Source organism: Paenibacillus xanthanilyticus (assembly GCF_042682185.1).
Classification (GTDB): Bacteria; Bacillota; Bacilli; order Paenibacillales; family Paenibacillaceae; genus Paenibacillus_Z; species Paenibacillus_Z xanthanilyticus.
Genome location: NZ_JBHUHA010000001.1, coordinates 306138 through 331124, shown reverse-complemented (window position 1 = coordinate 331124; position 24987 = coordinate 306138). Strand labels below are relative to the sequence as shown.

Here is a 24987-nt window from a genome sequence, read left to right as displayed (position 1 = left end):
CCAAGCTCGGCAATCGGGCCGAAGACTTGCGCGCCATTGCCCGAAGCAAAGAAGACCAGGCGCCGGAAACCTTCTCCGTACGATCCTGGTCTTCATTCGCGCTTGCTTACAGCGTTAGACGCCAGCCGTCGATAACGGCAAGCGACTGCGCATCCGCAAGCACATCGCCCGGCTTGTTGCCCTCGGCGAGCGCGTAACCCGCCAATTCGACGCCGACGAAGTCGAATATATGCCGAAATTGCTCGACGATCGGCAATCCTTTGCGGCCGGGCTCGTCATCGCCGACCGCGATCAAATAAGCGCGCTTGCCCCGGATCGCTTCGAGGAAGCCCTGCCGATCCTCGCGCAGCGATTGGCTCCAGCGATCGATGAACAGCTTCAGCGGCGCGGATATCCCGTACCAGTAGATCGGCGTCGCGATAACGAGCGTGTCCGCGCCGAGGACGCCATCGAGGATCGAACGGTAATCGTCCTCCGGGTAAGCGCCCGGTTCCGTATGCCGGTAATCGATAATCGGCTCGATGCGGGACCCCGACAAATAATAGCGGGCCGCTTCCTTCCCTTCGACCAGCCGGTCGGCCAGCAGATCCGAGTTCCCGCCCCGCCTGGAGCTTCCATATAGTACGGCGATTCCCATCCGCTTCTCTTCCTCTCTCAAGTAGCTTCCGCGACCGGCAGCACTTCCTGCCGGTAGTCGATCGCGATCGAGGCGATCAGGGCGCGTGCCGCCTGCTTCGCCTCTTCCGGCGTGTCCGCGACGGTAATGACATACCCAAGCCGGTCGTCGGAGCTGCGTGCCGTCACAACCTGGTCGCCCGGCTGTACGGAGATGTTCGCCTTTACCAGAAACGGACTTTCCGCCAGCTCCGCCACGCCCGCGACGTGCTCGACGATCCCTTCGCGCTCCGCCGTAAGATAGGCGATGGCCGATGCGCGATGGCGGATCGGCGAGAGCTGCGCCTGCTCGCCGAGATAGAAGCGCACGGTCGCGGCGAAGACGTCAATGCCGAACGCCTGCACGAGCAGGTCGGAGGAAATTTGATCGCCGCCCGGACGGCCGTTCACCTCGATGATGCGAGGTCCCGTCCGCGACAGCTTCAGCTCGACGTGGGACGGTCCGCCCGTGATGCCGATCGCGCCTGCCGCCTGCACGGCGGTCGCGATCAAGTCGGCTTCCCGGTCGCGATGCACCGACGTCGGGAGCGTATGCAGCACTTCGACGAAATACGGCAGCGGCGAAGTCAGCTTCTCCGTGACGGCTGCGAAGGCGGGCTGGCCTTCTTGCAAGAAGAGTTCGACGCTGAACTCCTGTCCGTCGATATATTCTTCGATTAAATATTCGTCCCGCACCTTGAAATCCATGTACGTGACTTTGAACTGGCGCAGTTCCTCGAACGCTTCGCGCAGCTCCGGCTCGCCGTGAATGAAGTAGACGCCCTGCGAGCTCGCGCAGTTCGTCGGCTTAAGCACGACCGGGTAACCGATCGCTATGGCCGCCCGCGCGGCTTCCTCGAACGTCGCGACCTTCTCGTACTTGGCGCCCGGTACGCCGTGCGCTTCATAAGCCTGGCGGGCCAAATCCTTGTTGCGCGCCCGCAGCGCCGCTTCGTAAGGCACGCCGCGCAGACCGAGCCGTTCCGCCACGCGCGCGGTCAGATGGGACGCGTAATCCGTCGCCGGGATCAGCGCATCGAGCTTGCCGTAATAGACGGAACCGGCAATTGCGTCATAGATCGACTGCTCGTCGCGGATATCCGCGACGAGCAAATCGTGGTAAATCCCTTCGTAGCCGTACAGCGCCGGATTGTCTACGGAGGATACGATGGCTACCACTTTGTGTCCTTGCGCATGAGCCGCTTTCGCGAAGCTGACCCCGTAGAAGCTCGGTTCCACGAACGCGACGATTTTCGAATTGTTCATCTATGTCTGGACCTCCTCATTCGTTATTGATCAAGCGTGGCGCCTACGCCGCTCTTCGCTCTGGACGGAAGATGCAGCAGCGCATAGAGCGCGAGTCCCGCCAGCATGAGCGCCCCGATGCCCGCGAAGCCCGTTCCAGGGGAGAACCGGTCGAGCGCGAAGCCGAGCCCGGTCGCGGATATACACTGCAGTAGAAGCGAGATCGCGATCCAGACCGACATCGCGCGCCCCATGTACGCCTTCGATACGAGCTCCATAAGCCGCGTGTTGATCATAATGCGCAGCGAAGAATTGCTCAGACCGAGCACGGCGCTGCCCGCGAACAACAGCCCGACCGACGCGCTGAACGCCCAAGCGAAGAGCACGCCCGCGCCGAGCAGGAAGAACAGCGGCACGGCTGTCGACAGCGACAGCCTTCTGGCAAGCGGCGCCGCCAGGAAGCCGGACAGCAGCCCGCCGATGCCATAGAACATGTCGGAGAGCCCGAACACGACGGAGTCGCCGCCTACCGGCCCGCTGACGTAACCAGGCAGCACGACGTTGAAGATCATGACGGCGACGACGGGGATGATGGAGACGACGCCGAGCGCGAAGACGGCTGGGCGCTCCTTCAAATAACGCAGCCCGTCTCGGAAATTCGCCGCGAAGGACTCGCCCTTGCTTTCGATGGCAAGCGGTGTGTACCGCACCTTCGCCAGGAACAAGGAACTGACGAGGAAGGCCGCGGAATTCAGCAGCAGGATCCATTCAAATCCGACGTATTTGTAAAAGATGCCCGACGCCGCGCCTGCCGTGAACATGCCGACCTGCAGCGAAATTTCGATGATCGAATTGCCGTTGATCAGCTCCTTCTCGGGGAGCAGCTCTTGAATGAGACTGCGCGAAGCCGACATATACACCGTCCAGCCGATGCCGTTAATAATCGTAAATGCGTATAAGTACCAGGTATGATAGCCGGTCGCCAGGAAAGCGACGGCCAGCGCCGCGATGAGCAGCGCCCGCCCCCAGTTCGCGAATTGGATGATGCGTTTGCGGTGGAACCGGTCGGTCAGGATGCCCGCGAGCGGGGACACCGCGAAGCCGGCCAGTACGTTGAGCGTGAGCATGAAGCCGACCGCGCCGAGCGAGCCGGTCTGGTCCATCAGGTACCAGTTCGCGCCGATCGTGCTCATCCCGACGCCGAAGCCGCTGATCACGTCGGCGATCGCATACCGGCGGAATTGCTTCGACCTAAGCGCTCCGGTCATGACGGCTTCCTCCCAGCTCGGCGATCTGCCGTCTCAATTCGTCCTCGCCGAACCCGAGATCGCGAAGCACGTCCGCATGGCTGCCGCCGTATATCGGCCAATCATGACCGCAATCGTGCGAATAGACTTCGGCGTCCGGCAGCAGCAGCGCGAGATACGAGGCGGTCCCGCCCGTGCCGCGATGCTCTTCCACGACGAGGAACCGGCTCGAGACCGAACGCAGTTCGGGTGCAACGCGCTTCAGCGACCCGCTGTCCACGTAGGCCAGGTGCGCATGGACGAGCGATTCGTCCTCGGCCGCGATGCGGGCGCAGATCTCAGTCGCTTGTTCGCCGACGGAGACGAGGCACAAGCGGGCATTCGGGCGGTCCTTCCCCTGGTATAGGACATCGCGCAAGCTGCTCCCGGCTTCCCGCGGCAAGCTCTCGAACGCGTCATTGCGGGCAAGCCGGATATAATACGGCTCCGGCGACGCCGCCGCCTCCCGTATGGCCTGGCGGGTCTCCGCCTCGCCGTGCGGGCAGACGATCCGGATATGCTGGAACGACTGCAGCACCGCGATATCCTCCAGGCAATGATGAGTCGTGCCGAACCACCCGCCGGAGACGCCGCCGTACGCCGCCGCGATCTTGATGTTCTTGCCCATGTAGCCCATGGCGAGCTTGATGCTCTCCGAAGCACGCAGCGCGGCGAAGGAAGCGAACGTCGAGAAGAACGGCACGAAGCCCGCTTCCGCCAGTCCCGCCGCGATGTCGATGCCGGCCGCTTCGGCGATGCCGACATTGAAGAAGCGGTCGGGATGCTCGGCTTGGAACGCATGGTTCTTGCCGCCGAGATCCGCCTCCAGGCAGAGGATGCGGCCGTCCTCCCGGGCCAGCTCCGTTAATTCCAACTTGTAAGCTTCTCTACTGGAATGCGTCATGTGAGGCTCCTTTTCCATTTGTCCGCCGTCTTCGCCGGAATCTTCGCGTAATGCGCCTCGGGGTTGCCCTCAATGGCGCGTACGCCCTTGCCCTTGACGGTCCGGGCGAGCACCGCGAGCGGCTTGCCCGCCTCCTCGCCCGGCGCGAGCGCGACGTCGATGGCGGATAGAATCGCCCCGTAATCATGACCGTCGGTCTCCCGCACGCGGAAGCCGAACGCCTCGAATCGCTCGCGCAGCTGCGGCAGCGGCGAGATGTCCTGCACGAGTCCGTCGTTCTGCCCGCCGTTGCAGTCGACGATGTAGACGAAATTCGAGATGCCCTTCGCCTGCGCAATCTGGGCCGTCTCCCAGCACAGCCCTTCCTGCAGCTCGCCGTCTCCGCCGATGACGACGCCCGTGCCGCCCGTGCCCTTGAGGCGCTGCGCGAGCGCCCAACCTGCCGCGTACGGCACGCCGTGACCCAAACTCCCCGTGGCGAACGGAATGCCAGGCAGCTTGTGGTTCGGGTGCCCGGTGAACAGCGAGCCGCTCGCCCCGTACGATTCCGCCGGATTATCGGGCATAATGCCCTGCACGTACAGCGCCGCATAGAGCGCCGCGGCCGAATGACCTTTGCTTAGAATAATCGCGCTGGCGGGATCGCTTCCGTATACGGCGTACGCGGCCAACAGCAGATCGATGACCGACAGGCTGCCGCCGATATGGCATCCCGTCGGCGCAGCGGCCATGTCAATGATTAAGCTTCGCGCCTCGAGCGCTTTCCCCTCGAGTTCCGGAACGACGTCCTCCCTTCGAATGGCTTCAACCGTTCGCGCCGTCATCTATTCGCCTCCCTGCAGCCGGAACCACTCGTCCACCGCATCCTTCAGAATGCTTCTGGCGGCGAGCGCCTCGGCGAAATGCAAATATTCGTGATCGGTATGATCCAGATTCGAATCCCCCGGCCCGTACGCGACCATCGGTACGCCTTCCCACGTCGTCGCCAGCGTGTTCATGTCGCTCGTGCCCCGCTTCTTGAGGTAATGCACCTGCTTGCCCGCTCTCGCGAAGCTCCGGACGAAACTCTTCACGAGCGTATCGCTGCGCGGATTCGCGAAGCCCGGCGTCGCCCGCATCACGCTCACCCGCACGTCCTCGCCCAGATCGTCGAGCGACACCCGCTCCGCGTACTGCTTGCCCGCCGCGGGGGAGATGCGGAAGTTGAGCGTTCCCTCGGCCGTGAGTACGCCTTGGTCGTGACGATGGCCGATATCGATCAGCGCGGACAGGGAGTCGGGATCCACCGCACGCACCCGCTCCCGGATCGTTCGGACGACCTCGTACAGCTCGTCGATGACGCTGACGCTATCCTTGGCCGCCGTATGCGTCTGTTTGCGGCTGACCGTGATCTCCAGCTTGAATAACCCGTAATACCCGAGCGTCAAATTGTCTTCCCCGCTCGGCTCGCCGATGATGACCGCTTCGGCCGGATAATGGTCGCGTACGTAGAACGCGCCTTTGGAGGTGGATACTTCCTCTTCGACCGCGCCGACGACGAGCAAGGTGCCGTGCTCGGGCACGTCGACCTCTTCCAGCATGTGGACGAAATTGACGAAGCTTCCTTTGGCATCCACGACGCCGCGTCCGTTCAGGCCTTCACCGTCGTTCTTGACCTGCCATTGGTAGGGCACCGTGTCGATATGACCGAGCAGCAGCAGCGTGCGCGGACCGTTCCCTTTGCGGAAGACGATGTTGCCCGCGTCGTCGATCTGTCCCTTCACGGACGGATACCGGATTTCGTCCAGCAGGAAGGATGCGAGCTCCCCCTCGTCATAAGAGGCCGACGCGATGCGCGTCACTTGGCTCAGCAGCTCGGTCCGGCGGTCGTCGCCCGGATGAGGGAAGTTCCAGAACCACGTCTTCCCCCTGCCCTCCAGCGTATGAGGTCCCGAGATCGCCACATCGGCGATCCCTTTCTCGAGCGCTACGCCGGCGGCGCGCACCTTCTGCTTCATCCGCCCCTTCACCCAAGGCAGGTCGTCGCCGGGATAGACATGGCGCACCGTCGAGCCGGGATCGTCGATATCGGTCAGAATGCCGGGCGTCCCCGTGACGAAGCGCAAATGCTGGGCACCCAGATCGGACGCCAAATGCGCTGCCAGCACGTCGGCATCGATGTTGATGTATTCGCCCAATTCCGGATCATAGATCGGCGGCGATAGAATCGCCACGTCGTACGCGTCCAATGCCGAACGGATGAACGGAGCGTTGCTGCCGGTATAACCGCCGAACAGCGAATCCCGGACGATAACCGGCTTGCCGTCCCGAATGGCTTTGATCGGCTTTGCTTTCGTCCCCGTAACGACGCCGTTATCGCCGCCGATCTGCGCGAAGACGGTCAGACCGCGCGAGCGCAGCGCCGATGCGGCCTCCTCGAGAATGATCTCCCGATAAGCCGAGCGGATAATCGGCATCTCCTCCGGCGAGCAGTATCGCACTTCGTCACCGCTCGGCAAGACGAGGAAGGGCATCTGCCTGCCCAAACGCTCGTATTGGCGCCGGATGCCCTCCGCGCCGCCGGCGACGACCAATACCCGCGACCCACGTCCGACGAGAGCGCCGATCTCCGCGAAAATATCAGGTTGCCCGAGTATCGTCCCGCTGCCCAGCTTAACGACATACAGATCGTCCTTCATCACGGCCACGCTCCTTCCGCCGCCGGCGCAAGCCCCGTCTCCTCCGGAAAGCCGAAGTAGAGATTCGCCGCCTGCAGCGCTTGACCCGCCGCGCCTTTGATCAGGTTGTCGATGCTCGCAATCGAGACGCAGCTGTCGCCTTCCACGTACGCGGCGACCTCCGCGTTGTTCGTCCCGAGCACCGTCTTGATCATCGGACCTTGCGGCCCGCTTTTGCCATGAAAATAATGCACGAAGGGTTTGGCGGCATACGCGCCGTGGAACGCCTTCTTCACATCCAGCTCGGTCACGCCCTCCTTCAAGCGCGAGTAGGACGCCACCAGGATGCCGCGAGGCAGATCGAGGCTGAAGGTCGAGAATTGCAGATCGACGGTCCGATTCTCGTGCACCTTCAGCGCGTGCTCGATCTCCGGCTTGTGCCGGTGTCCGTGCACCCTGTGCGGGCGATAGTTGTGGGCGCGCTCGGCATGGGTCTCCGCGCTGGCCTTGCCCGCCCCGCTCGAGCCCGTATTCGCGTTCGTGACGACGCGCGGCTCGATCAGGTCGCGGGCGACGAGCGGATAGAGCGTGTAGATGCTCGCCACGGCCATGCAGCCGGGCAGGTTGACGATCTTCGCGTCCCGGTTGACGTCGCTGAATTCGGGGATGAAATAGTGGCTGCCGCCGGGGATCTCGTGCTTCAGCGTCTCGGGATAATGCCGCTGCAACAGGTCGGGATCGTTCACCCGGTAATCGCCGCTGACGTTGAAGATCCGGTCCGTATGCGCCGCGACGTGCGCGATATACGGCGGCAGGCTGCCGGTCGGCAGGCAGGAGAAGACGGCGTCGTAGTGGCCGTCCAGCTCCGCGAGCTTCCGGAATTTGAGCGAGCTCGCGCTCTTCTTGCGCAGCGCGTGAACGAAGTAACGGTCGACGGGCACGCCCGCCTTGGATTCCGACGAGATAAAGGCGACCTCGATATGGGGATGACGTCCGAGCAGCCGGTACAATTCCGATCCGGTGAAGCCGCTGCCGCCCAGAATTGCGACGCGGATCGGCTTGCTTGTCTCCGCCGCGCTCATCCTAATCTCGCATCCCGCTCATAGAGCACTTTGGTCTCGCTCCGCTCGGCCAGCTCGCGAATGATGGTCGGATTGGCGTCGATTTTGCGGAACGCGAGGGCGTAAGCCTGAATACGCTCGTATTCGACCGGCGAGCGCAGCTCGCGGCAGATCGTCAGCGTCGAGCGCAGCATTTTCAGCGTCACCGGGAAGTTCTCCAGCGCATAGCCGAAATCGTCGCGCTCGGACAACGAGAACGGATACCCGCCGCCGAAGCCGCGCCGGTTCTTGAACGGCAGATGTCCCGGAATCGGCACGTTCTGCCACTCCCGCGCCGGCACGCCTTCGCTCAGAATCAGCTCCTGGATGGCGTTCTTCACCTGATAATCCGGCAAGTCGTCCAACCCGAGGGCCGCCGGATCGAGGCTTACCCGGTACATGTTGTAGCTGTGCTTGTATCCTTTCGGCACGTGCGGCCCGCGGAACAGCTTCGTCTCCGCCAGCTGCTTGGTGAGGTAGTCGGCATTGCGCGCGCGGATGGCATCGTAATAAGGCAGGCGCTCCAGCTGGCTGATGCCGAAGGCGGCGGCGATCCAAGACATCCGGTAGTCGATGCCGCTGTCATCCAAGAACGCGAGCGCCCGCTCGTAATCCGCCTGCTCGCGGAAGAACGCGATGCCGCCCTCCCCGCCGACCGGGAAGTTCTTGTCCGCCATCAGGCTCTGACCGGCTCCGTCGCCGATCGAGCCGGCAAGCTTGCCGTCGATGGACGCCGAATGCGCGTGCGAAGCATCTTCGACCAGCCGCAGCGAATAGCGGTCCGCCAGCTCGCGCAGCCGCCCGAGATCGGCGGGAAGTCCGTGCACGTGCACGGGCATGATCGCCTTCGTCTTCTTCGTGATCGCCCTTTCGGCTTGCTCCGGATCAAGGCAGTACGTGACCGGGTCGATATCGACGAAGATCGGGATTGCCTTGGCGGCGACGACCGCCTGCGCGGTCGCGATGAACGTGAACGCCGGCACGATGACCTCGTCGCCGGGCTGCACGCCGACGCCGACGAGCGCCAGATGCAGGCTCGACGTGCCGCTCGCCGTCGGGATCGCGTAATTCGCGCCGACGTACTGCCGATAGGCTTCGGCGAATTCCGCCACGACGCTCTCCTCGTCCTGCTGGATGGAGATCAGCATCTGTGTCAAATCTTCCTTCGTAATCGTCGGGAACGTCGTCTTGCGGACGTCTTCGGGAATAATCGGGGGACCGCCCTTGTACGCGAGCGTCTCGCGAATCCAATCCTCGGACGGCAGATCGAGCGGTTTGCGGATAAAATCAGTCTTCATGGCCGCGGTTCCTCCTCAGCAGCGATAATTTGACGCACGCCGCGACGAGCGGACTGAGCCGGTAATTGAACTGCGCGGCCGGTTGAAGCTCCGGCTCGCTCTCCTCTTGGGTCCACATCGTCTGCAGGTCGAAAGCGCCGAAGATTTTCAACCGCTCCGCCTTCTTCCACGCGAGCTCGCTCGACGTCGCGATCGCCGCGGCCGGACCGAACCCGAGCGGCGTGAAGTCGAACACTTGCACGGCCGCTTGTTCGCCGCTTGGTTCAAGCAGACGTTCCAGGTCGTTCAAGTTGTCCCAGCTGACGGCAAGGCGATTGAAGCCTAGGGGCGCCGAGGAGTCCTGCGTAATGGCGATGCCCAGCCAATTCGCGAACTTCCGCTCCTGCTCGCTCGGCTCCGCCAATCTCGCTTGCGATCCATGAACGAGATCTTGGCCCCAGAGGGCCGCATGGACGGCCCCGGTATAGCTGTTGAACAATGAGACATATCGTTTGCCCGACAGTTTGGCGATGCTCTTCTCCAATCCTTTCAACTCGCTCTCGTTCTTCTCGATGCTCATGATCACGCCGGACGTGAGCACCCGAGAGAGTACGAACGACAACGAGAAGAGGTGCTCTTTCTCAATCGTCTTGTTCTTCATAGTTCCTCCCAGCGGCTAGATTGCTTGCTTCATATAATCTTAATATCCTCCCCGTTTACTTGGTTATAGAGGCGAGCTGATGACCGGATCGCGAGACGACCTGACGTTTCACGTACGCCGCGATTCGGTGCGCTACATCCACGCCGTGGATTTTCCACGACTTGGCGAATTCGGGGTTCTGATTCACTTCGCAAACCAAATACCGTCGATTTTTATAATCGTAGAACAGGTCGACGCCGTAGATGCCCTCGCCCAACACGTCCGTCAGACGACCGCAAATCGCGCGAATCTCCGGATTGACCGGGATCGGCTCAATCTCCGCGCCCAGATGCGTATTCGTCTTCCAATTATCCTCGGAGACGCGGCGGAACGCGGCAATCGGCTCGTCGCCGACCACGACGACGCGAATGTCGTAGTCGCCCTTGTCCACGTATTCCTGCAGGAGCACGGGCAGCGATTGATGACTCGGATCGACCGACTCGCGCGCCGCAATCCATGTATCGAGGCAGTCTTTACCCGTAATGCGCGCGATTCCCCGCCCCCAGGACGAGCTGGACGGCTTCAGCACGTATACCCCGCCGAACGCATCAAGCGCGTCGTACAAGCTCGCCGGCGTAAATGCGATCTGATAGCGAGGCTGCGGGATGCCCTGCTTCCCGAACACGATCGCCTGATGGATTTTGCTCGTGCAGACCGATATGGCATGGACGCTGTTGAGCGTCCGGATTCCCGTCAGACTAAGCAGCGTCGCCCGCGTCAGCGCATTGCGCTGGGAGAGGCAGCGGATTAGCGCCAGATCGGGCGTCTTCTCCGATGAGGCGGTCTCGACGGGCAGCGCCATCGAATCCAGATTGACCTTGACCTGCACGCCCTCGGCCGCCAGCAGCTCGGCGATCCGCTTCTCCTCTTCCCTTAGCTTGGTGACGCAAAGCAGGACGCTCGGCTCTCTTGCGCTCATACGCGGATCACCTTACTCTCCCCAGGTTTCTTCGATTTCCGGCGCGAGCTCCACCGTGAAAATATTGCCCGCCGCATGAACTTCATGCTCTTGCCCGCAAGATTCGCATTCTACGATCTCGCCGGTCGTCGCGTTTTGCTCGACCGTAATTTCATCCTTGCATACAAGGCACAGCAATTGACTCATGTTCAAACTCCACCTTTACGTTTAAAATGTGATCCGCCAGGCTGAATGGACACGTGATGTTATATTGGATACTATCACCGGCTGTATAGAGTCGTCTAATTGATAAAATCAATCGAACGTTCGGGAAGTTTAATACAAAATCATTACAACCCATGAATCGAACAGAGCGCATCTTCCTACGGCCGCGGCGGTCTACTTGAATAACAGCCTACAAAAGCTGAAAAATGACGTATTGTTTTCCCCCTCCCCGCCAAAGTAAAATCTAGTTGTAATCGATTACAAGATTATGCTTGCAGCCGCATCGCACATGCTGTCGAACGCTGCAAGCGCCTTGTCACCTCGAAATTGTAATCGGTTACAATCATGTCCTTCACCTGCAATCATCACTCCTTAGGAGGTGAACCCCGATCGCAAGGCCGCCTAACGTTACGATTGATGCGAAATCGCGCACGAATATCCATTCCCGAGAGGAGCATGAATAATGAAAATTTGGAACGTCAAGGCCGTCTCGCTCGTCCTGGCCGCCGCCGTCGTCACGGTGTCCGGCTCCGTCGCAAGTCCGACCGCCCAAGCCGCGGGCGAGCAAGTCGAGGTGTGGATCTCGACCTCCGATCCGAATACCGAACCGGCCGTCGGGTTAAGCCCGAGCGCGCGCCTCACCCGGATCGCAAACAAAAACTTCACCACAGCCGGGGACACCGCCGATTACACGATTACGGTCAACGAAGGCACGACCTATCAGCAAATGGACGGCTTCGGCGTCTCGCTCACCGACTCGTCAGCTTGGCTGCTTCATTACAAGCTCGATGCGAACAAGCGCGCGGAAGTCATGGAGAAGCTGTTCGGCCCTTCGGGCATTGGCATGAGCGTGCTGCGCCAGCCGCTCGGCAGCTCGGATTTCACTTGGAGCGCGTATACCTACGCCGATACGCCGAACGATACCGCGCTGAACAACTTCACGATCGGCCGCGACCAGGCCTACATCATCCCGATGGTGAAAGCCGCGATCGCGAAGAATCCGAGCATCAAAGTATTCGCCTCCCCGTGGAGCGCGCCGGCCTGGATGAAATATTCGAACACACTGAACGGCGGCAAGCTGAAGGCCGAGCATTACGGCACGTATGCGAACTATTTCAAGAAATACATTCAAGCTTATCAAGGCCAAGGCATTCCGATCTATGCGGTCACGGTGCAGAACGAGCCCCTCTATGAGCCAACCCACTATCCGTCCATGGGCATGAACACGCAGGACGAGATCGGCTTCATCGGCGATTATCTCGGACCAACCCTGCGCAATGCCGGCATTAATACGAAAATCATTGCGTTCGACCATAACTATCTGGACTGGAATTTCCCGAACACGGTCATCACAAGCCTGAAAAACGCGGGAAAAGGCCAATATGTAAACGGCAGCGCGTTCCACCACTACGACAGCGGCGACGGCTCGCAAATGACGTCTCTGCATAACGCTCACCCGGATAAAGACGTCTGGTTCACCGAAGGCGGCTTCGGCAACTGGAACGATCCGCAGAACGGCACGTCGCAAGGCATCGACAACATGATGAACGAATTCATCAATATCACCCGCAACTGGTCGAAGACGATCATCCTCTGGAATGCGGCGCTCGACCAGAAAGACGGCCCTTCCCTGATCGGCGAGAACAGCGGCAACAAGGGCATGATCACGATCCAGAACTCCGACAACCGCAACGACGCGCCGGAGAATCAAGTGACGTACAAGAAGCAGTATTACCTGCTCGGCCACTTCAGCAAATTCGTCGTGCCTGGCGCGTACCGGATCGCGTCCAACACCGGCTCCGAGATCAAGGACGTCGCGTTCCGCAACCCGGACGGCTCCAAGGTGGTCGTTGCCTACAATTCCAGCGCGTCCGCCCGCAAGGTGAAAATCCAGTGGGGCAGCCAGAACTTTACCGTGACGATCCCGGCCAAGTCAGCCATGACGTACAAGTGGTACGGCACTGTCTCGTAAACTTTTCTCCACGCCTAGCGTAAGCGCCCTTTCCGGGGCGCTTTTCGTTTTGGGCTCCATCTGGGTAATCGGTTTTTCCGATGGCAGCCATTTGAAACCTTCCCCAATTGACCGTTTCATTCCATGCTACAGTGAGGGTAGCCAATCGATCGAGGAGGAAGCATCTATGTTAAATGAAACCAATTTGCAAGGACTGTTCGTGCCGTTGATTACCCCGTTCGATACCGAGGAACGATTGGATCTCGAATCCTTCGGCCGGTATTTCTCGTCCTTGCTTCAGTATGATATCCAAGGCATCGTGCTCAACGGAACGACCGGGGAGTCGCCGACGGTCGCTTGGGAGGAGGTTGGTACGTTGTACAAGGCCGCGCGCGCATGCTTACGGCCACGACGACTACCGATTATCGTAGGGTGCGGGACGAACTGCACTGCTGAATCTGTTCGTCGCAGTGAAGCGGCCGGCCATTGGGGCGCGGATGCCGTGCTGGCGGTCACGCCATATTACAGCCGCCCTTCCGAAGAGGGCATTATTGAACACTTCCGGCGCATCGCGTCGGTCGGCATCCCGGTCGTCGCCTATGAAGTCCCTTCCCGCACCGGCGTCGCGCTATCAGTCGAGACGATGCAGCGGATTCTCGACCTCGACGGCGTCATCGGTCTCAAGGATGCTTCCGGCGGGCTGGCGCTCGCGGCCGGGCTGCTGCCGGATTGTCCGAAGCCGATCCTGTGCGGCGAAGACGCGCTGCTCCTGGATATGCTGCATCTGGGCGCTGCGGGCGGCATGCTGGCTTCGGCGAACGTGGAGACGGCTTCTTTCCTGAAGGTCTGCGCACAGGTATCCGAAGGAAATACGAGCCACGCCGTTGAAACGTTCGATCGATTGCTCCCCTTGATTCGGCTGTTGTTCCGCGAATCGAATCCCGCTCCGCTCAAATGGCTGCTCGCCCGGCAAGGTCTCCTCGCCTCCGGCACGCTCCGCTGTCCGATGGGACCGGTATCGACTGCCATGCAAGCTGAACTGGATGCATTTCTCACGTAGCGGCAATTAACGCGCCGTCCGACCAAGCGATAATCATCGATACATCCAAGCTTTTCGCGGCGCGGTATGGACGGACATAATTACCTTTGCGTCGGCCTGCCTTGCTGTACTACACTTGCCTTTGTCTCCGTAACCGGATAAACAACATCATGATCATAACTTACATTGCGGAAGGATGATGCGAGTTGCTTCGCAGCTTGAAAATCGGTCAAAAGCTTGCCTTATTAGTTATTATTTCATTGGTCGGATTGTTCTCCATCAGCGGGGTCGGCATTTATCAGCTACTCGATTCGCAGGAGAAACTGGATAGCATGTATAAAGACAAGCTGCTCTCAATTAGCAACCTGCAAACGATCAATACGAATGAACAGGCCGTCAAAGCCAAATTGCTTGAATTGATGCTCGCGACGGATACCTCGAAGAATGAAACCTTGAAGACCGAGATTGACGATATCACGAAAGAAAACGGCGGTTTTCGCCAACAGTATACGACAGATGACGCTGTGGAGATGAAGAAGCTCGAAGAGCTGGATTCGAAAACGCAGCAATATTTGAGCGCACGCGACGCGGTCATTCAACTTGCGCTCGCGAATAAGAACGAGGAAGCGTACCAGTTGTTTAACGAGCAAGTCGTATCCGGGCTGACGAGCATGGAAAACGTCATTACGGAGCTGGTAACATTGAATTCGGAGTCGGCCGCGGCCGTCAGCCAGTCGAACGCAGAGCACAGCGACAGAATGATGGCTGTCATTATTGCCGTTATTATTGCCAATGCGGCGGTCGCCTTAATCATGGGACGACTGATCATGCTAAGCGTAACGAAACCCGTTCGCGAGCTGGAAAGCTTAATGAATCAAGCGGCGAGCGGCGAATTGACCGTCGTGGGCACGTATTCTTCGCGAGACGAGCTGGGGAGCTTGACCAACTCGTTCAATAATATGGTAAGCGGGCTTCGCGAACTGATCGGCACGGTCAGCGAGACGTCCCGTAAAGTTGCCGAGTCCTCCGAAGAGCTGAGCATGAGCGCAGACCAAAGCAGTCAAGCGACCGAGCATATCTCGCACACGATCCAAGAGCTGGCTTACGGCGCTGAGCAGCAGGTACAGTCCGTGAAGAACAGCTCGGATACGATTCAAGAGATGTCGTCGAGAACGAAGCATATTTCGAGCGCGGCCTCGATGGTGAAAGGCACCGCCCACACGGCGGCCGTTCAATCCGATCAAGGCGCCTACGCCATTACGAATGCCATCGAGCAAATGAATGCCATTCATACGCGCGTCTCCAGCCTATCGCAGGCCGTGACGGATCTGGGCGAACGCTCGAAGCAGATCGAGCTCATCTCGAAGTCGATCTCCGATATTTCCGGTCAAACGAACTTGCTCGCGCTTAACGCGGCGATCGAAGCGGCGAGAGCCGGCGAGCATGGCCGCGGCTTCGCCGTCGTGGCCGACGAAGTACGGCAGCTGGCTGAGGAGTCGTCCGGCTCCGCCAAGCAAATCTCGGAGCTGATCAATCAAATTCAGCGCGAGACGCAGACCGTCGTCGATGCGATGTCCGACACGATGCATGAGGTCAGCAGCGGCATCGACGTCGTCAACGGCGCCGGAAGCGCCTTCCGTCAAATTCAAGACGCGATCCAGATCGTGACCAGCCAAATCACCGAGGTGACGGCTGCGGTCGAGGAGCTCTCGCACGGTACCGGCGAGGTTGCGCATTCGATCACGGACGTGAACAAGATCGCCGAAGACACTGCGGCCGGCACGCAGCACGTATCCGCGGCCACACAGCAGCAGTTGGCCTCGATGGAGGAGATCAATATGTCCGCCTCGCGTTTGGCCGGCATGGCCGAGGAATTGAAGCAGATCGTCGATCGATTCAAATATTAAGCGATACAGGCAGCAAAGCCTCTCTTTACCGGTCACAACCGGGAAGAGAGGCTTTTTGACCTCTTAGGACTAAAAAACGGCTGCCGCCCGAAGACGACAACCGTTAATATGCGTGCGCGGATACGAAAAGGATGATTACCAGCCCGTACGTGGACGTTGAATGGAGTCCGTTGCTTTGTCGATGTCGTTCATCATTTCTTTGATCCGGTCCAACCCTTGCTGAAGCTGCTTCTGATGCGCGTCCAGCCTGTGCGCGATCGCACGGATTTGTTCCTGCGACGGCGCGTACTGCGCGCCCGCCATCTCGATGAGTTCCTTCTCCAACGCGTCGATGCCGATTAGGCCGGTGCCGAGAATTTCGATGCCGAATTTCGCTTTGTCCGCGATATGGTCGATTTTCCAGGCTGTTTCTTTCGCTTGGTTGTTGCCCCAACCGGACATGTAGTTGCCTACTGGCGGCGTGTAATCGCTCATGCGAATTGCCTCCTCATTGTTGGTCGTGTTTGCGGGTCGGTTACTTCTGATATTTATCGGTAATCTCGTCGATTTTATTCGTGAGCTTGTCGATTTCGTCAGTCAAGCTGTCGATTTCGTTCGTCAATTTGTCGACGTCCTTAATGTTCTTCTGGACTTCGTCGATGTTGCCGCCTGCCGCGACGACTTTGGACATGACTTCTTGGGCGATCGACGTCACGAGCACTTGCACGTGATCCGGCGCGTTCTGGCCGACTTGCGCCACGAGGCGGTCGATCAGCGGCTTGATTTGATTCAAGGTCGATGCGGCGTTCGTAAGCTCGCGACCACAGGAGTTCAGTTCGGAGTCGATTTTATCGGACACACGGTCAATCTTGGACTGTGTAATTTGGTCGATATCACGTACCACTTTATCGATTTCATTCGCCATTTCGCGGACTGCGCCTTTACCTACTAACATTAGCATTCTCCCCCAGTTGGTTGACAGATTCTTGAATTCTTAATAATTATAAGGTGAAACGGTTGCTACATCAATTAAAAAGCTGTTAAATTCTTAAATTAACCGAAGAAGAAGTCGAGCACATTCGAGGCGCTCGATGAATGCCGGTTGTAAAATTCCGAGTAGCCGCAGTTGTTGCAGTACACCACGATAAATTCGTTTTTCTGCACATCGAACATTTTCGACAGCCCCGTTCCCGTCATCGCGACTCCCTTTGTGCTCGCATTGCGGCTCCCGCATTTCAAGCAGCCTTTTTCGCTCACGGCATCACCTCTCCATTTTTTACAATTTACGGAATATATGCGAAAAAGGTTTCGGAAGCGGCTCAAAAAATAATCGTAACTTCGACATCCGGCCAAATTTCGTACAAGCGTTTTCCGTTAATCCTGCCTTTCGCCAGCAGTTCCTCCGTGCACGAGAACAACTCGTAGTCCGCATAGAACTCAGATAAGCACCAGCCGTTCGGAGTACTCGTAATGGAATATTCTATTCCTTGATATATGAAGTGCAATTCATGTCCGATCTCTAGGTCTTGAAGCAATTCTTCATAAGAATAAGGTTCTGGTTGACTATCGCTTATGGGTTTATTTACCATTATTGATTCCATCTTTCAATGAATTTATTAGATACGAGCATCTCCCTAAGCTCTTACTTCATCAACAACGCGAAGAAAATCACGACGTCCTGCAGAAAATGGATCGTTAGCGCCCAGAAGAACCCTTTGGTCTCGAACATGGATTTAGCGAGCAGCCACCCGATATAAGCGGCCATCAACACCCCCGGTATCCCGCCCGGCGTTCCGAAATAATGCACGATCCCGAAGGTTGCCGCTGCCAATCCTTGCCCCACGTAGGGCGAATAGCCGAACCGATGGACCACGGCCACGAAGGAGAAACGGAAAATGATTTCTTCCGAGAATGCGTTCATGAGCGCGAATACGACGATCAGCGCGAGTCCCGGGAATAGATCCACGTGGATGCTTTCTCCGCGGATGACTTGGAAGTAAATCACGACGGCGGTCACCGACGTAATGACGATCGCCATGTTCCTCCCTACGTTGTTCCAGGTATCGGAAGCGCTCGGTTTGAGGCCGATCCACGGCTCGGGGCATATGCGGCCATCCCGGTTCCGTAGATTCAAGTACGACAGTCCGGCCTTGCCGGTCATAACAGCTACGATCGCAATCACAATGAGGACGAGCAAGAGTACCGTAATCTGATAACTAATCTCTAAATTATAGGATTCGCGTTCGAAAAGTGCGAGCGCTAATAACGGGCTTTCCCTCATCCACAGGAGCGTCGGCGCGAGCGCAGTCACGATCAGCGTGATGGCGAGCAGCGGAATCCATCGAAGATTAGGATTCGTCATGATCAACCCGCCCCCTGTCCGGTCCGTTTAATACGTCCAAGGCATGCTCGCACCATTCGATCGTCATGCGAACATACCGTTCTCCGTAGTCGAGCGTCAGCAGCCACAATCGCGCTTGTGGGTTATCCACGCTTGTCACCATCGTTTTGATTCCGCCCAGTAAGTCGAGCATCTGCTTGCCCGCCGTCCGTTCTTCCTCTAAATAAGCGATCATGTTCGGGAGATGCCGGTCATCGGAGACGAATAATTTCATCAGCAGCTCGTTTCGCATGACCGGTTCTTCCGGCGCTTGCGTCAGCCAAGCATCCAGCTGCCCGCAGCCTTCCGTCGTGATGCCGTATACCTTCTTCTGGCGACCGGTCGTCGTCTCCTCGAGGAGCGAGACCGCCCCTTCCCGTTCCAATTGCTGCAGGCTCTTGTGAATATGCCCGTAGGATTCGTTCCAGAACAACCCGATGCTCTCTTTCGAGAACTTGACAAGCTCATAGGCGCTCATCGGCTTGATCCGCAGCAAGCCTAGGATGGCGAAGTGAGTGGTGTTAATCCTTTTCATGCTAGCCTCCCCGCATAACAATGTATCTTTAAGATATATGTTATGTTCAGCATAAACCATTTTGTTCCACTCGGCAATCCATTTCGCGCCACTGCATGACAAAAAGGCGCCGCCTCATTGAGGCAACGCCCTTGTTAGCAGCGGAGATGAAGACGAGTTCTGCCGTTCGACTCTATCCCTGCGCTTGTTTGTACTCGCGCTCCAATCGTTCCTTCAGCGCGTCGTTGCTGCCTTGCATCATCATCCGAATTTCGTCCCATTGCGCGGTCGCCGTGCGAATCGCGTCCAAATTCCCTTCCTCGGCGTAACGCGAGACGTCGTCCAGAAGCGTCAAAGCCAGCGCTTCTTTCGCATTGACGAAGCTCGCCTCCACGTTCGACGTCGTCCGGTATTGCTCGTAGAACCGCTTCATTCGCTCGATGAGCGTCTCGTTCGCGGTTTCTGTCAACGATGCCATTCTTTCCCCTCCTCGGCTTGAAACGAATCTCAGAATCGGTACTAATTTGCGCCGATTGCGGTAATTTCATCCGGGAGATGATCAGCGGGATTCCATATCAGTCGTTCGCGGCTGCCAGCCCGTTCGTCCTGGCATGCTCTCTATACTCGGAAGGGGTCAGCCCCGTCGTTCGCTTGAACACTTGGGTGAAATATTTCGGATCCTGATACCCGACGAGCGGCGCGATCTGGTAGACCTTGACCTCGGTATGGCGGAGAATGTATTTGGCCTTCTCCATTCGATAATGGGTCAAATATTCCAAGAAGGTGTAACCGGTTACGTTCTTGAACATCGCGCAAAATTGACTGGTGCTAAGCTCTGCAATTTGTGACACCTCTTCAATGCCCAAATCGTTCGCATAGCGAGCTTCCATATAGCGGATCGCACGCTCGATCATGCTCTGTCCGTCTTCCTTGGACGGCTTGCCGAGCCCCGCCTTCATCAGCTCCGCGAACGCCTCCTTCAGCTGACCGATCCACTCGTCCGGCGTCTGTGCTTCCTGAAGCCGGATGAGGAGCTCGGGCAGCGAACAGCCTTCTGGCGTAGGGACATGCTCGACACGCCGGTACAACCCGGCGGCCATGCCGGCCATTACGCCGCCCACTTGCGCCTTGGTTAGCGCGCTGGCCGCGAAATAATCCCGCAGCTCCTCCAGCCCTTCGGAGAAGCCGTTCAAGTCCAGCAGCTGCGCGCACTGGGCCAGCTTGCTCTCCAGCTCTTCGGGATAGTGAACCGGCTCCGTCCCGGACCCGGGCAGCTCCTCCTCCAGAAAGACGCGCCGGGATTCCGCGAAGAACTTCCGGTTCAGCGCCAAGGCCGCCGCTTCGTAAGCGCGGCTGAGCCGATCCAGCCCCGAGACCGTGCCGCTGATGCCGACGTGGCAGCTGAGCTTGGCGTAGACGCCCAGTACCTGCGTCAGCTCCGCGCCGATCTCCCGCTTTGCTTCCGCGGATGCATCGGGGAACAACAACACCCATTCCCCGTCATGGAAGGGAAAGACGACAAGCCCGCCATAACGGCTCGACCATTCCTCGATAATGTTCCGAACCGCGAACGCCCACAGCTGCCGCTCGCCCGGGGACCAGCTGCGGTAGGCGTTCACCTTGGGATCCAGCTGGACGACGACCATATAATAGGGCTGATCCAGCTCGCTGCTCTCCAGCCAATGCAGCTGGGTAAGCGGTCTGGGCGTCCCTTCGATCAGCTCGGCCAGCATGCGCTCCCGGGCCAGCATCGACAGTGCTTGGACCGAATGAAGCAGCCGCTCGTTCTCCAGGCGCGAACTCTGCTGGCGGCTCAGCTTCTCCACGGCCCGGGCGATCATACCCGTCAGCTCCTCGTGATCGATCGGCTTGAGCAAATAGTCGAACGCGCCTTGGCGCAGCGCGTCCCTTGCATATTCGAACTCCCCGTAACCGCTGATGAAGATGAAGATCGGTTCGAGCTCAAGTCTGCCCTCCTTCACCTGCTTCATCATCGAGATGCCGTCGAGCGTCGGCATCCGAATATCGCTTATGACCAGATGGGGCGCATGCTCGCGCGCAAGCAGCAGCGCCTCCTCCCCGTTCCGCGCCTCGCCGACGATGGCAAGCCCCAGCTCATCCCAGGGAATCGCGGCTCTGAGACTACGGAGAATAAGCGGCTCGTCATCCGCGATCACGACTTTATAACGCTGCTCCGCATTCATTCCTTCGCCTCCTCTTCCGCTTCTTCGGCCGGAGTTGTCATCCGCGCGCTTCCGCGTATGATCCGCCAGTAATCTCCGGATGCGGTATCCAGCCGCCTAAGCGCCTCTTCGGGAGCAGCCGCTCCTTCCAGCAGCTGCGCCACGATCTGGAGAAAGGCGCTATTGACCTCCGGCGCCAGCACGTTATCGTACGCCAAAAAATCAAGGCCGTCCCGCTCCACGAGCTCCATTACCTGCGCGAAGATCGGCCCCGCACGCTCGTTGTCCACCGGGATGCGCATCGCCGGGATCCGGTATCCTTCGTAGACGAGCCGGCTCTGGATGGCTGGCGTGTATAGCGTCCGGAGGAGTTCAATGGCCGCTTCCTTCTGCTTGCCGGCCAAGTTCGACGATAGAGCGATGCCAAGCGTATAGCCGCCGGCCATATCGCCTTCGCCGCCTTCTTTCATCGAAGGGAAAGGCAGTACCCCCACTTCGTCCTGGAACGAATCCGGCACGCGTCCGTCCTGAAGAAGCGTAATATCCCAGCTGCCGTTCACGTACATCGCCGCCCGCCCGCTCGTGAACAAGTCGATCGCCGACTCGCCCGACATGTCGTTCGCTGCGGAAGGAAAAGCCCCTCGTCGGTTCCAGTCTTCGAGCAGGCGAAAAGCCCGAATGTAGGCTTCATTCGAGAACGCGCTTCCTTCTCTGCCTTTGGCGAGCGCTTCGATCTGGTCCGAGCCGGCGAAGCCATCCATCAAATAATGCGCGTAGATGCCGGCCGGCCAGCGGTCTGCATTGCCAAGCGCGAATGGGATATACCCTGCTTGCGCAAGGCGCGCGATCGCCTCGTCCAGCTGGTTGACGGAGGAAGGCGCCGCAAGTCCCAGCTCCCGGAAGATCCGTTTGTTATAGAATAGCGGCTCTGCATGTCCCTCCAGCGGCAGTCCGTACAGACGCCCATCCCTAGAAAATTGGCTCGTATCCTTGAATTGATCCGTCCACCCCGCCTCCCGCGCGACGTCGGTCAAATCCATGAGCCGGTTCGATCGAATGTACGGCACGATCTCGGCCCCGCCGAACAGGACGAAGATATCGGGCGGCGTCCCCGCGACCATTTCGCTCTTGAGCTTGTGCTCCCGGTGAATCGTCTGGTCGATTCCCTCGAAGTTGATTTTGACGTCCGGGTGGGACAGCTGATAGGCGGCCACCGCATCCTCGAAGATGCGCACAATCGGACGATCGTGCTCTTTGATCCAGAAGTGCCGGAAGGTGAGCTTGATTTTCTCCTGCGGCGCCTGTTCGATCGGCTCCGTCTTGGCGGATACGACGATGAGCACCGCGCCGGCCAGCAGAAGCGAATACAGGAGCATCCAGCTCCAAGCTTGCCACGATTTCATGCCCCTCCCTCCTTCGGGAACTCGCCTTTGGGTATGCGTATCCGGATCGTGGTCCCACAGTGCGGCGACGTGCAAATCAGGATGCCGAACGCCCGTCCGAAGCGGATTCGGAGCCGCTCCTGCACATTGCGAAGGCCGACCCCTTTGTCCTTGTATTTGGCTCGAATCCCCGCCGCCTCGTCATTCGGCTGCTCCAGCACGTTGGGGTCGAATCCGGGACCGTTATCCGCGATATAAATATACAGGCAGTCGCGTCCTTCCTCGGCATGAATGCGAATCCACCCTTTCTCGCGCATCGGCTCGATCGCGTGATACAATGCGTTCTCCACGATCGGCTGCACGATCAGCTTCTGGGTGAGCTGCGCCTTCAGCGACTCCGGCAGCGCGATCTCGAATTCGAATTGATCCTCGAAGCGCAGCTTCTGGATGTACAGATAGTGGCGGACGTGCTCGAATTCCATGGCCAGCGGGATCAGCTCCTGGCTTTCGCTGATCGAGATCCGCAGCAGCTTGCCGAGCGAGACGACCATCCGGCTAATGTCCTTGTTGCCCTGCAGTACGGCCATGGAGTTGATCGACTCCAGCGAGTTGTAAATAAAATGCGGATTGATCTGCGACATGAGCGCCTGCATCTCCGCTTCCTTCTTGCGGGCCTGCTCGGTCTCCACCTGCACGAGCAGCTCCTGGATCTGGCCGCTCATCCGGTTGAACCCTTCGATCAGGCGGCCCGATTCGTCCGTCGTCCGAAGCGGCGGCCGTATCGGCTTGAAGATCCGCTGCTCGACGCGTTTCATGCCGTTCACCGCGCTGTTGATCATGCTGACGAGCGGCAGCACGAAGAACCGGTCGAACATGAGCGCGGACAGCAGCGAAAACGCTACCAAAATAATCGCCGTATTGCGGATTGGCTCGGACTCCGAGCGCAGCAGCGCAAGCGGCGTGATCGCGACCCACATCCACTGGGGATTGTGGGACGGCATGTAGGTAATGAGCGATTTCTCCCTGCCGTAACGGTCGATATAATGATTGTCGGTTGGCTCGTAAGCTTCCTCCGCGAGAAACGGGAAATCGGCCCGCGCGCCCGTTGCCTCCCCTGATCGGTCGTACACGACGGCGCCTTCCTTGTTCACCAGCAGCATATCGCCTTGTTTCAGCGTGGCTGCTTCCCAGAACACCTGCTCCAGAATATCCGGCTTCACGCCCATGACCAAGTAGCCGATATCCTCGAGCGAATAATAATCCTTCACGACCCGGGCGTGGATCAGTATCGGCTTGCCCCCATAGCTGGATCCGTTCTCGCCGGGACCCGACCAGATCGGCTTCCCTTCCGCCGCCTTCATCCGGTCGAACCACGGCTGGTCGCGCAGCTCCCCGAATTCCGAGACGTTGTAGCCGATTACCTGGCCTTCGGTCGTGAACAAACTGAACGAATCGATCATCGGATGATTGATCAGCAAATTGATCATTTCCTGCCGCCGTTCGTAGCCGGGGGTCTGCCCGCTGCGCTTGAGCGCCTGCTGAATGACGGGCTGGGTGATCGCTGCTCCCGATACCGCCGAGATCTCGTTCAAGGCGAATTTCAGCTTGCGGTCCGACTCCAGCAGGGAAATGCCGTAGAAGCTGCTCGATTTCGTCTCGATCGCCTTGGAGAACTGCGTATAGGAAATGACGCCCATCGCCAGCACGGGGATGAAAATCAGCAGAATGATCGCGAGTAAAATTTTGCGTCTGAGTTTCATCGGCGCGTCGACCTGCTTTCCGAGTCATTTTCCCACAACATTCTCCGTCTTGCGGACTATTTCCTGCGCTTGCGGCATGTTTTGTTAACTTTTCACAGCGCCGCTCGTCAGACCCGTGATGAACCAGCGGCTGAACAGCAGGAACACGATGAGCAGCGGCAGCGTCGCCATGAAGGTCGCGGACATGATCATGCCGTAGTCCAGCCCGTCACGGACCGTGAACAGCTGCTGCAGCGCGATCTGAATCGTGAAGTGCTCGCTGTTCTTCAGGACGACGAGCGGCCAGAAGAAATCGTTCCACGTATTCAGGAAGGTGAAGATGCCTAGCGTCGCCATAGCCGGCGTGATGACCGGCACCGCGATGTTCCAAAAGATGCGGAAGTGGCCGCAGCCGTCGATCCGCCCTGCCTCGATCAGCTCCGTATGCACGGCCGCGGTGATGTATTGCCGCATCCAGAAAATGCCGAACGCGTTCACCATGGCCGGCACGATGAGCGCCTTGTAGGTATCGATCCATTGCAGCTTCGCCATGATGACGTACGTCGGCAGGACGCCCAGCTGCTGCGGGACGAACAGCGTGCCGATGACGAAGAAGAACAGCGGCGTCTTGAACCGGAACTGATATTTGGCGAACGCGTAGCCGGCCAGCGTGCAGAAGAACAGCACCGACGCGGTAACGGACACCGAGACGATCGCCGAATTGCCCAGCGCATGGAAGAAATCCGACTGCTCGAGCGCCCGCTTGAAATTGGCAACGAACTGATCGCTGGGAGTCAGCAGCGGCGGCACGTGGAACGCGCCGCTCTTGTCATGGGTGGCGATGACGAACATCCAATAGAATGGGAAGACCGAGAACAGCGCCCCGACGACCAGAACGAGATGATAGAAGAGGGAAGCGGCGAAGCCCGGTTTATCCGCATTGCGTGTACGGGTGTTGGTTGACATG

Annotated in this window: 24 protein-coding genes; 3 read left to right on the top strand and 21 right to left on the bottom strand. The window is 58.9% G+C overall.

The features are described from left to right. Positions 1–106: 106 nt before the first annotated feature. The 11 genes from ACFSKT_RS01350 to ACFSKT_RS01300 are packed head-to-tail and all read right to left on the bottom strand — an operon-like array spanning position 107 to position 10928. Positions 107–637 (bottom strand): flavodoxin family protein, encoded by a 531-nt coding sequence (locus tag ACFSKT_RS01350; protein WP_377720005.1) that lies wholly within the window; start codon positions 635–637, stop codon positions 107–109. Positions 638–654: 17 nt separating this feature from the next. Then, positions 655–1920, bottom strand: coding sequence for an ATP-grasp domain-containing protein (locus ACFSKT_RS01345; RefSeq protein WP_377720004.1), 1266 nt, complete (start codon positions 1918–1920; stop codon positions 655–657). 23 nt (positions 1921–1943) lie between these two features. Beyond that, positions 1944–3167 carry an MFS transporter gene (locus ACFSKT_RS01340; RefSeq protein WP_377720003.1) on the bottom strand — a complete coding sequence of 408 codons (1224 nt, stop codon included), beginning with the start codon at positions 3165–3167 and terminating at the stop codon, positions 1944–1946. Beyond that, positions 3151–4089 carry a transketolase family protein gene (locus tag ACFSKT_RS01335; protein WP_377720002.1) on the bottom strand — a complete coding sequence of 313 codons (939 nt, stop codon included), beginning with the start codon at positions 4087–4089 and terminating at the stop codon, positions 3151–3153. Before ACFSKT_RS01335 ends, ACFSKT_RS01340 begins: the two co-directional genes overlap by 17 nt. Then, complete coding sequence (locus ACFSKT_RS01330; protein ID WP_377720001.1) at positions 4086–4913, bottom strand: 1-deoxy-D-xylulose-5-phosphate synthase N-terminal domain-containing protein; 828 nt, start codon at positions 4911–4913, stop codon at positions 4086–4088. Before ACFSKT_RS01330 ends, ACFSKT_RS01335 begins: the two co-directional genes overlap by 4 nt. Continuing rightward, positions 4914–6767 (bottom strand): M20/M25/M40 family metallo-hydrolase, encoded by a 1854-nt coding sequence (locus ACFSKT_RS01325; protein ID WP_377720000.1) that lies wholly within the window; start codon positions 6765–6767, stop codon positions 4914–4916. It lies immediately after the preceding gene. Further along, positions 6767–7828: an N-acetyl-gamma-glutamyl-phosphate reductase gene (argC, locus tag ACFSKT_RS01320; RefSeq protein ID WP_377719999.1), complete on the bottom strand. Its 1062-nt coding sequence runs from the start codon at positions 7826–7828 to the stop codon at positions 6767–6769. Before argC ends, ACFSKT_RS01325 begins: the two co-directional genes overlap by 1 nt. Next, positions 7825–9144 carry a DegT/DnrJ/EryC1/StrS aminotransferase family protein gene (locus ACFSKT_RS01315; RefSeq protein ID WP_377719998.1) on the bottom strand — a complete coding sequence of 440 codons (1320 nt, stop codon included), beginning with the start codon at positions 9142–9144 and terminating at the stop codon, positions 7825–7827. The genes argC and ACFSKT_RS01315 overlap by 4 nt, the downstream gene beginning before the upstream one ends. Then, positions 9134–9784: a degT/DnrJ/EryC1/StrS aminotransferase gene (locus ACFSKT_RS01310; RefSeq protein ID WP_377719997.1), complete on the bottom strand. Its 651-nt coding sequence runs from the start codon at positions 9782–9784 to the stop codon at positions 9134–9136. Before ACFSKT_RS01310 ends, ACFSKT_RS01315 begins: the two co-directional genes overlap by 11 nt. A gap of 55 nt (positions 9785–9839) precedes the next feature. After that, positions 9840–10742: a RimK family alpha-L-glutamate ligase gene (locus tag ACFSKT_RS01305; protein ID WP_377719996.1), complete on the bottom strand. Its 903-nt coding sequence runs from the start codon at positions 10740–10742 to the stop codon at positions 9840–9842. Positions 10743–10754: 12 nt separating this feature from the next. After that, positions 10755–10928 (bottom strand): lysine biosynthesis protein LysW, encoded by a 174-nt coding sequence (locus tag ACFSKT_RS01300; protein WP_377719995.1) that lies wholly within the window; start codon positions 10926–10928, stop codon positions 10755–10757. Positions 10929–11409: 481 nt separating this feature from the next. On the opposite strand from ACFSKT_RS01300, the gene ACFSKT_RS01295 reads away from it, so the two are divergent. From ACFSKT_RS01295 to ACFSKT_RS01285, 3 genes are all read left to right on the top strand, one after another. Next, positions 11410–12918 (top strand): glycoside hydrolase family 30 protein, encoded by a 1509-nt coding sequence (locus ACFSKT_RS01295; protein WP_377719994.1) that lies wholly within the window; start codon positions 11410–11412, stop codon positions 12916–12918. A gap of 166 nt (positions 12919–13084) precedes the next feature. Then, complete coding sequence (gene dapA, locus ACFSKT_RS01290; protein ID WP_377719993.1) at positions 13085–13957, top strand: 4-hydroxy-tetrahydrodipicolinate synthase; 873 nt, start codon at positions 13085–13087, stop codon at positions 13955–13957. Positions 13958–14142: 185 nt separating this feature from the next. Beyond that, the gene (locus ACFSKT_RS01285; RefSeq protein ID WP_377719992.1) at positions 14143–15843 is read left to right on the top strand and encodes a methyl-accepting chemotaxis protein; all 1701 of its coding nucleotides are present in this window, start codon (positions 14143–14145) and stop codon (positions 15841–15843) included. Between the two features lie 135 nt (positions 15844–15978). Here ACFSKT_RS01285 and ACFSKT_RS01280 read toward each other — a convergent pair whose 3' ends face one another. The 10 genes from ACFSKT_RS01280 to ACFSKT_RS01235 form a co-directional block, all read right to left on the bottom strand. Then, positions 15979–16317, bottom strand: coding sequence for a hypothetical protein (locus ACFSKT_RS01280; protein ID WP_148927138.1), 339 nt, complete (start codon positions 16315–16317; stop codon positions 15979–15981). A 40-nt stretch (positions 16318–16357) separates the two neighbouring features. Next, a complete protein-coding gene (locus ACFSKT_RS01275; protein ID WP_377719991.1) occupies positions 16358–16777 on the bottom strand; it encodes a hypothetical protein in 420 nt (139 codons plus the stop codon). Positions 16778–16875: 98 nt separating this feature from the next. Beyond that, on the bottom strand, positions 16876–17079 hold the full coding sequence (locus ACFSKT_RS01270; protein ID WP_377719990.1) for a zinc ribbon domain-containing protein: 204 nt from the start codon (positions 17077–17079) through the stop codon (positions 16876–16878). Positions 17080–17464: 385 nt separating this feature from the next. Continuing rightward, a complete protein-coding gene (locus ACFSKT_RS01265) occupies positions 17465–18184 on the bottom strand; it encodes a CPBP family glutamic-type intramembrane protease (RefSeq protein WP_377719989.1) in 720 nt (239 codons plus the stop codon). Beyond that, the gene (locus ACFSKT_RS01260; protein ID WP_377719988.1) at positions 18171–18737 is read right to left on the bottom strand and encodes a PadR family transcriptional regulator; all 567 of its coding nucleotides are present in this window, start codon (positions 18735–18737) and stop codon (positions 18171–18173) included. Before ACFSKT_RS01260 ends, ACFSKT_RS01265 begins: the two co-directional genes overlap by 14 nt. 172 nt (positions 18738–18909) lie before the next feature. Next, positions 18910–19194, bottom strand: coding sequence for a hypothetical protein (locus ACFSKT_RS01255; RefSeq protein WP_377719987.1), 285 nt, complete (start codon positions 19192–19194; stop codon positions 18910–18912). 97 nt (positions 19195–19291) lie between these two features. Then, the gene (locus ACFSKT_RS01250) at positions 19292–20920 is read right to left on the bottom strand and encodes a response regulator (RefSeq protein WP_377719986.1); all 1629 of its coding nucleotides are present in this window, start codon (positions 20918–20920) and stop codon (positions 19292–19294) included. Next, positions 20917–22302 carry an ABC transporter substrate-binding protein gene (locus ACFSKT_RS01245; RefSeq protein ID WP_377719985.1) on the bottom strand — a complete coding sequence of 462 codons (1386 nt, stop codon included), beginning with the start codon at positions 22300–22302 and terminating at the stop codon, positions 20917–20919. The genes ACFSKT_RS01250 and ACFSKT_RS01245 overlap by 4 nt, the downstream gene beginning before the upstream one ends. Further along, positions 22299–24041 carry a histidine kinase gene (locus ACFSKT_RS01240; protein ID WP_377719984.1) on the bottom strand — a complete coding sequence of 581 codons (1743 nt, stop codon included), beginning with the start codon at positions 24039–24041 and terminating at the stop codon, positions 22299–22301. Before ACFSKT_RS01240 ends, ACFSKT_RS01245 begins: the two co-directional genes overlap by 4 nt. A gap of 84 nt (positions 24042–24125) precedes the next feature. Further along, complete coding sequence (locus ACFSKT_RS01235; protein WP_377719983.1) at positions 24126–24986, bottom strand: carbohydrate ABC transporter permease; 861 nt, start codon at positions 24984–24986, stop codon at positions 24126–24128. Position 24987: the final 1 nt, after the last annotated feature.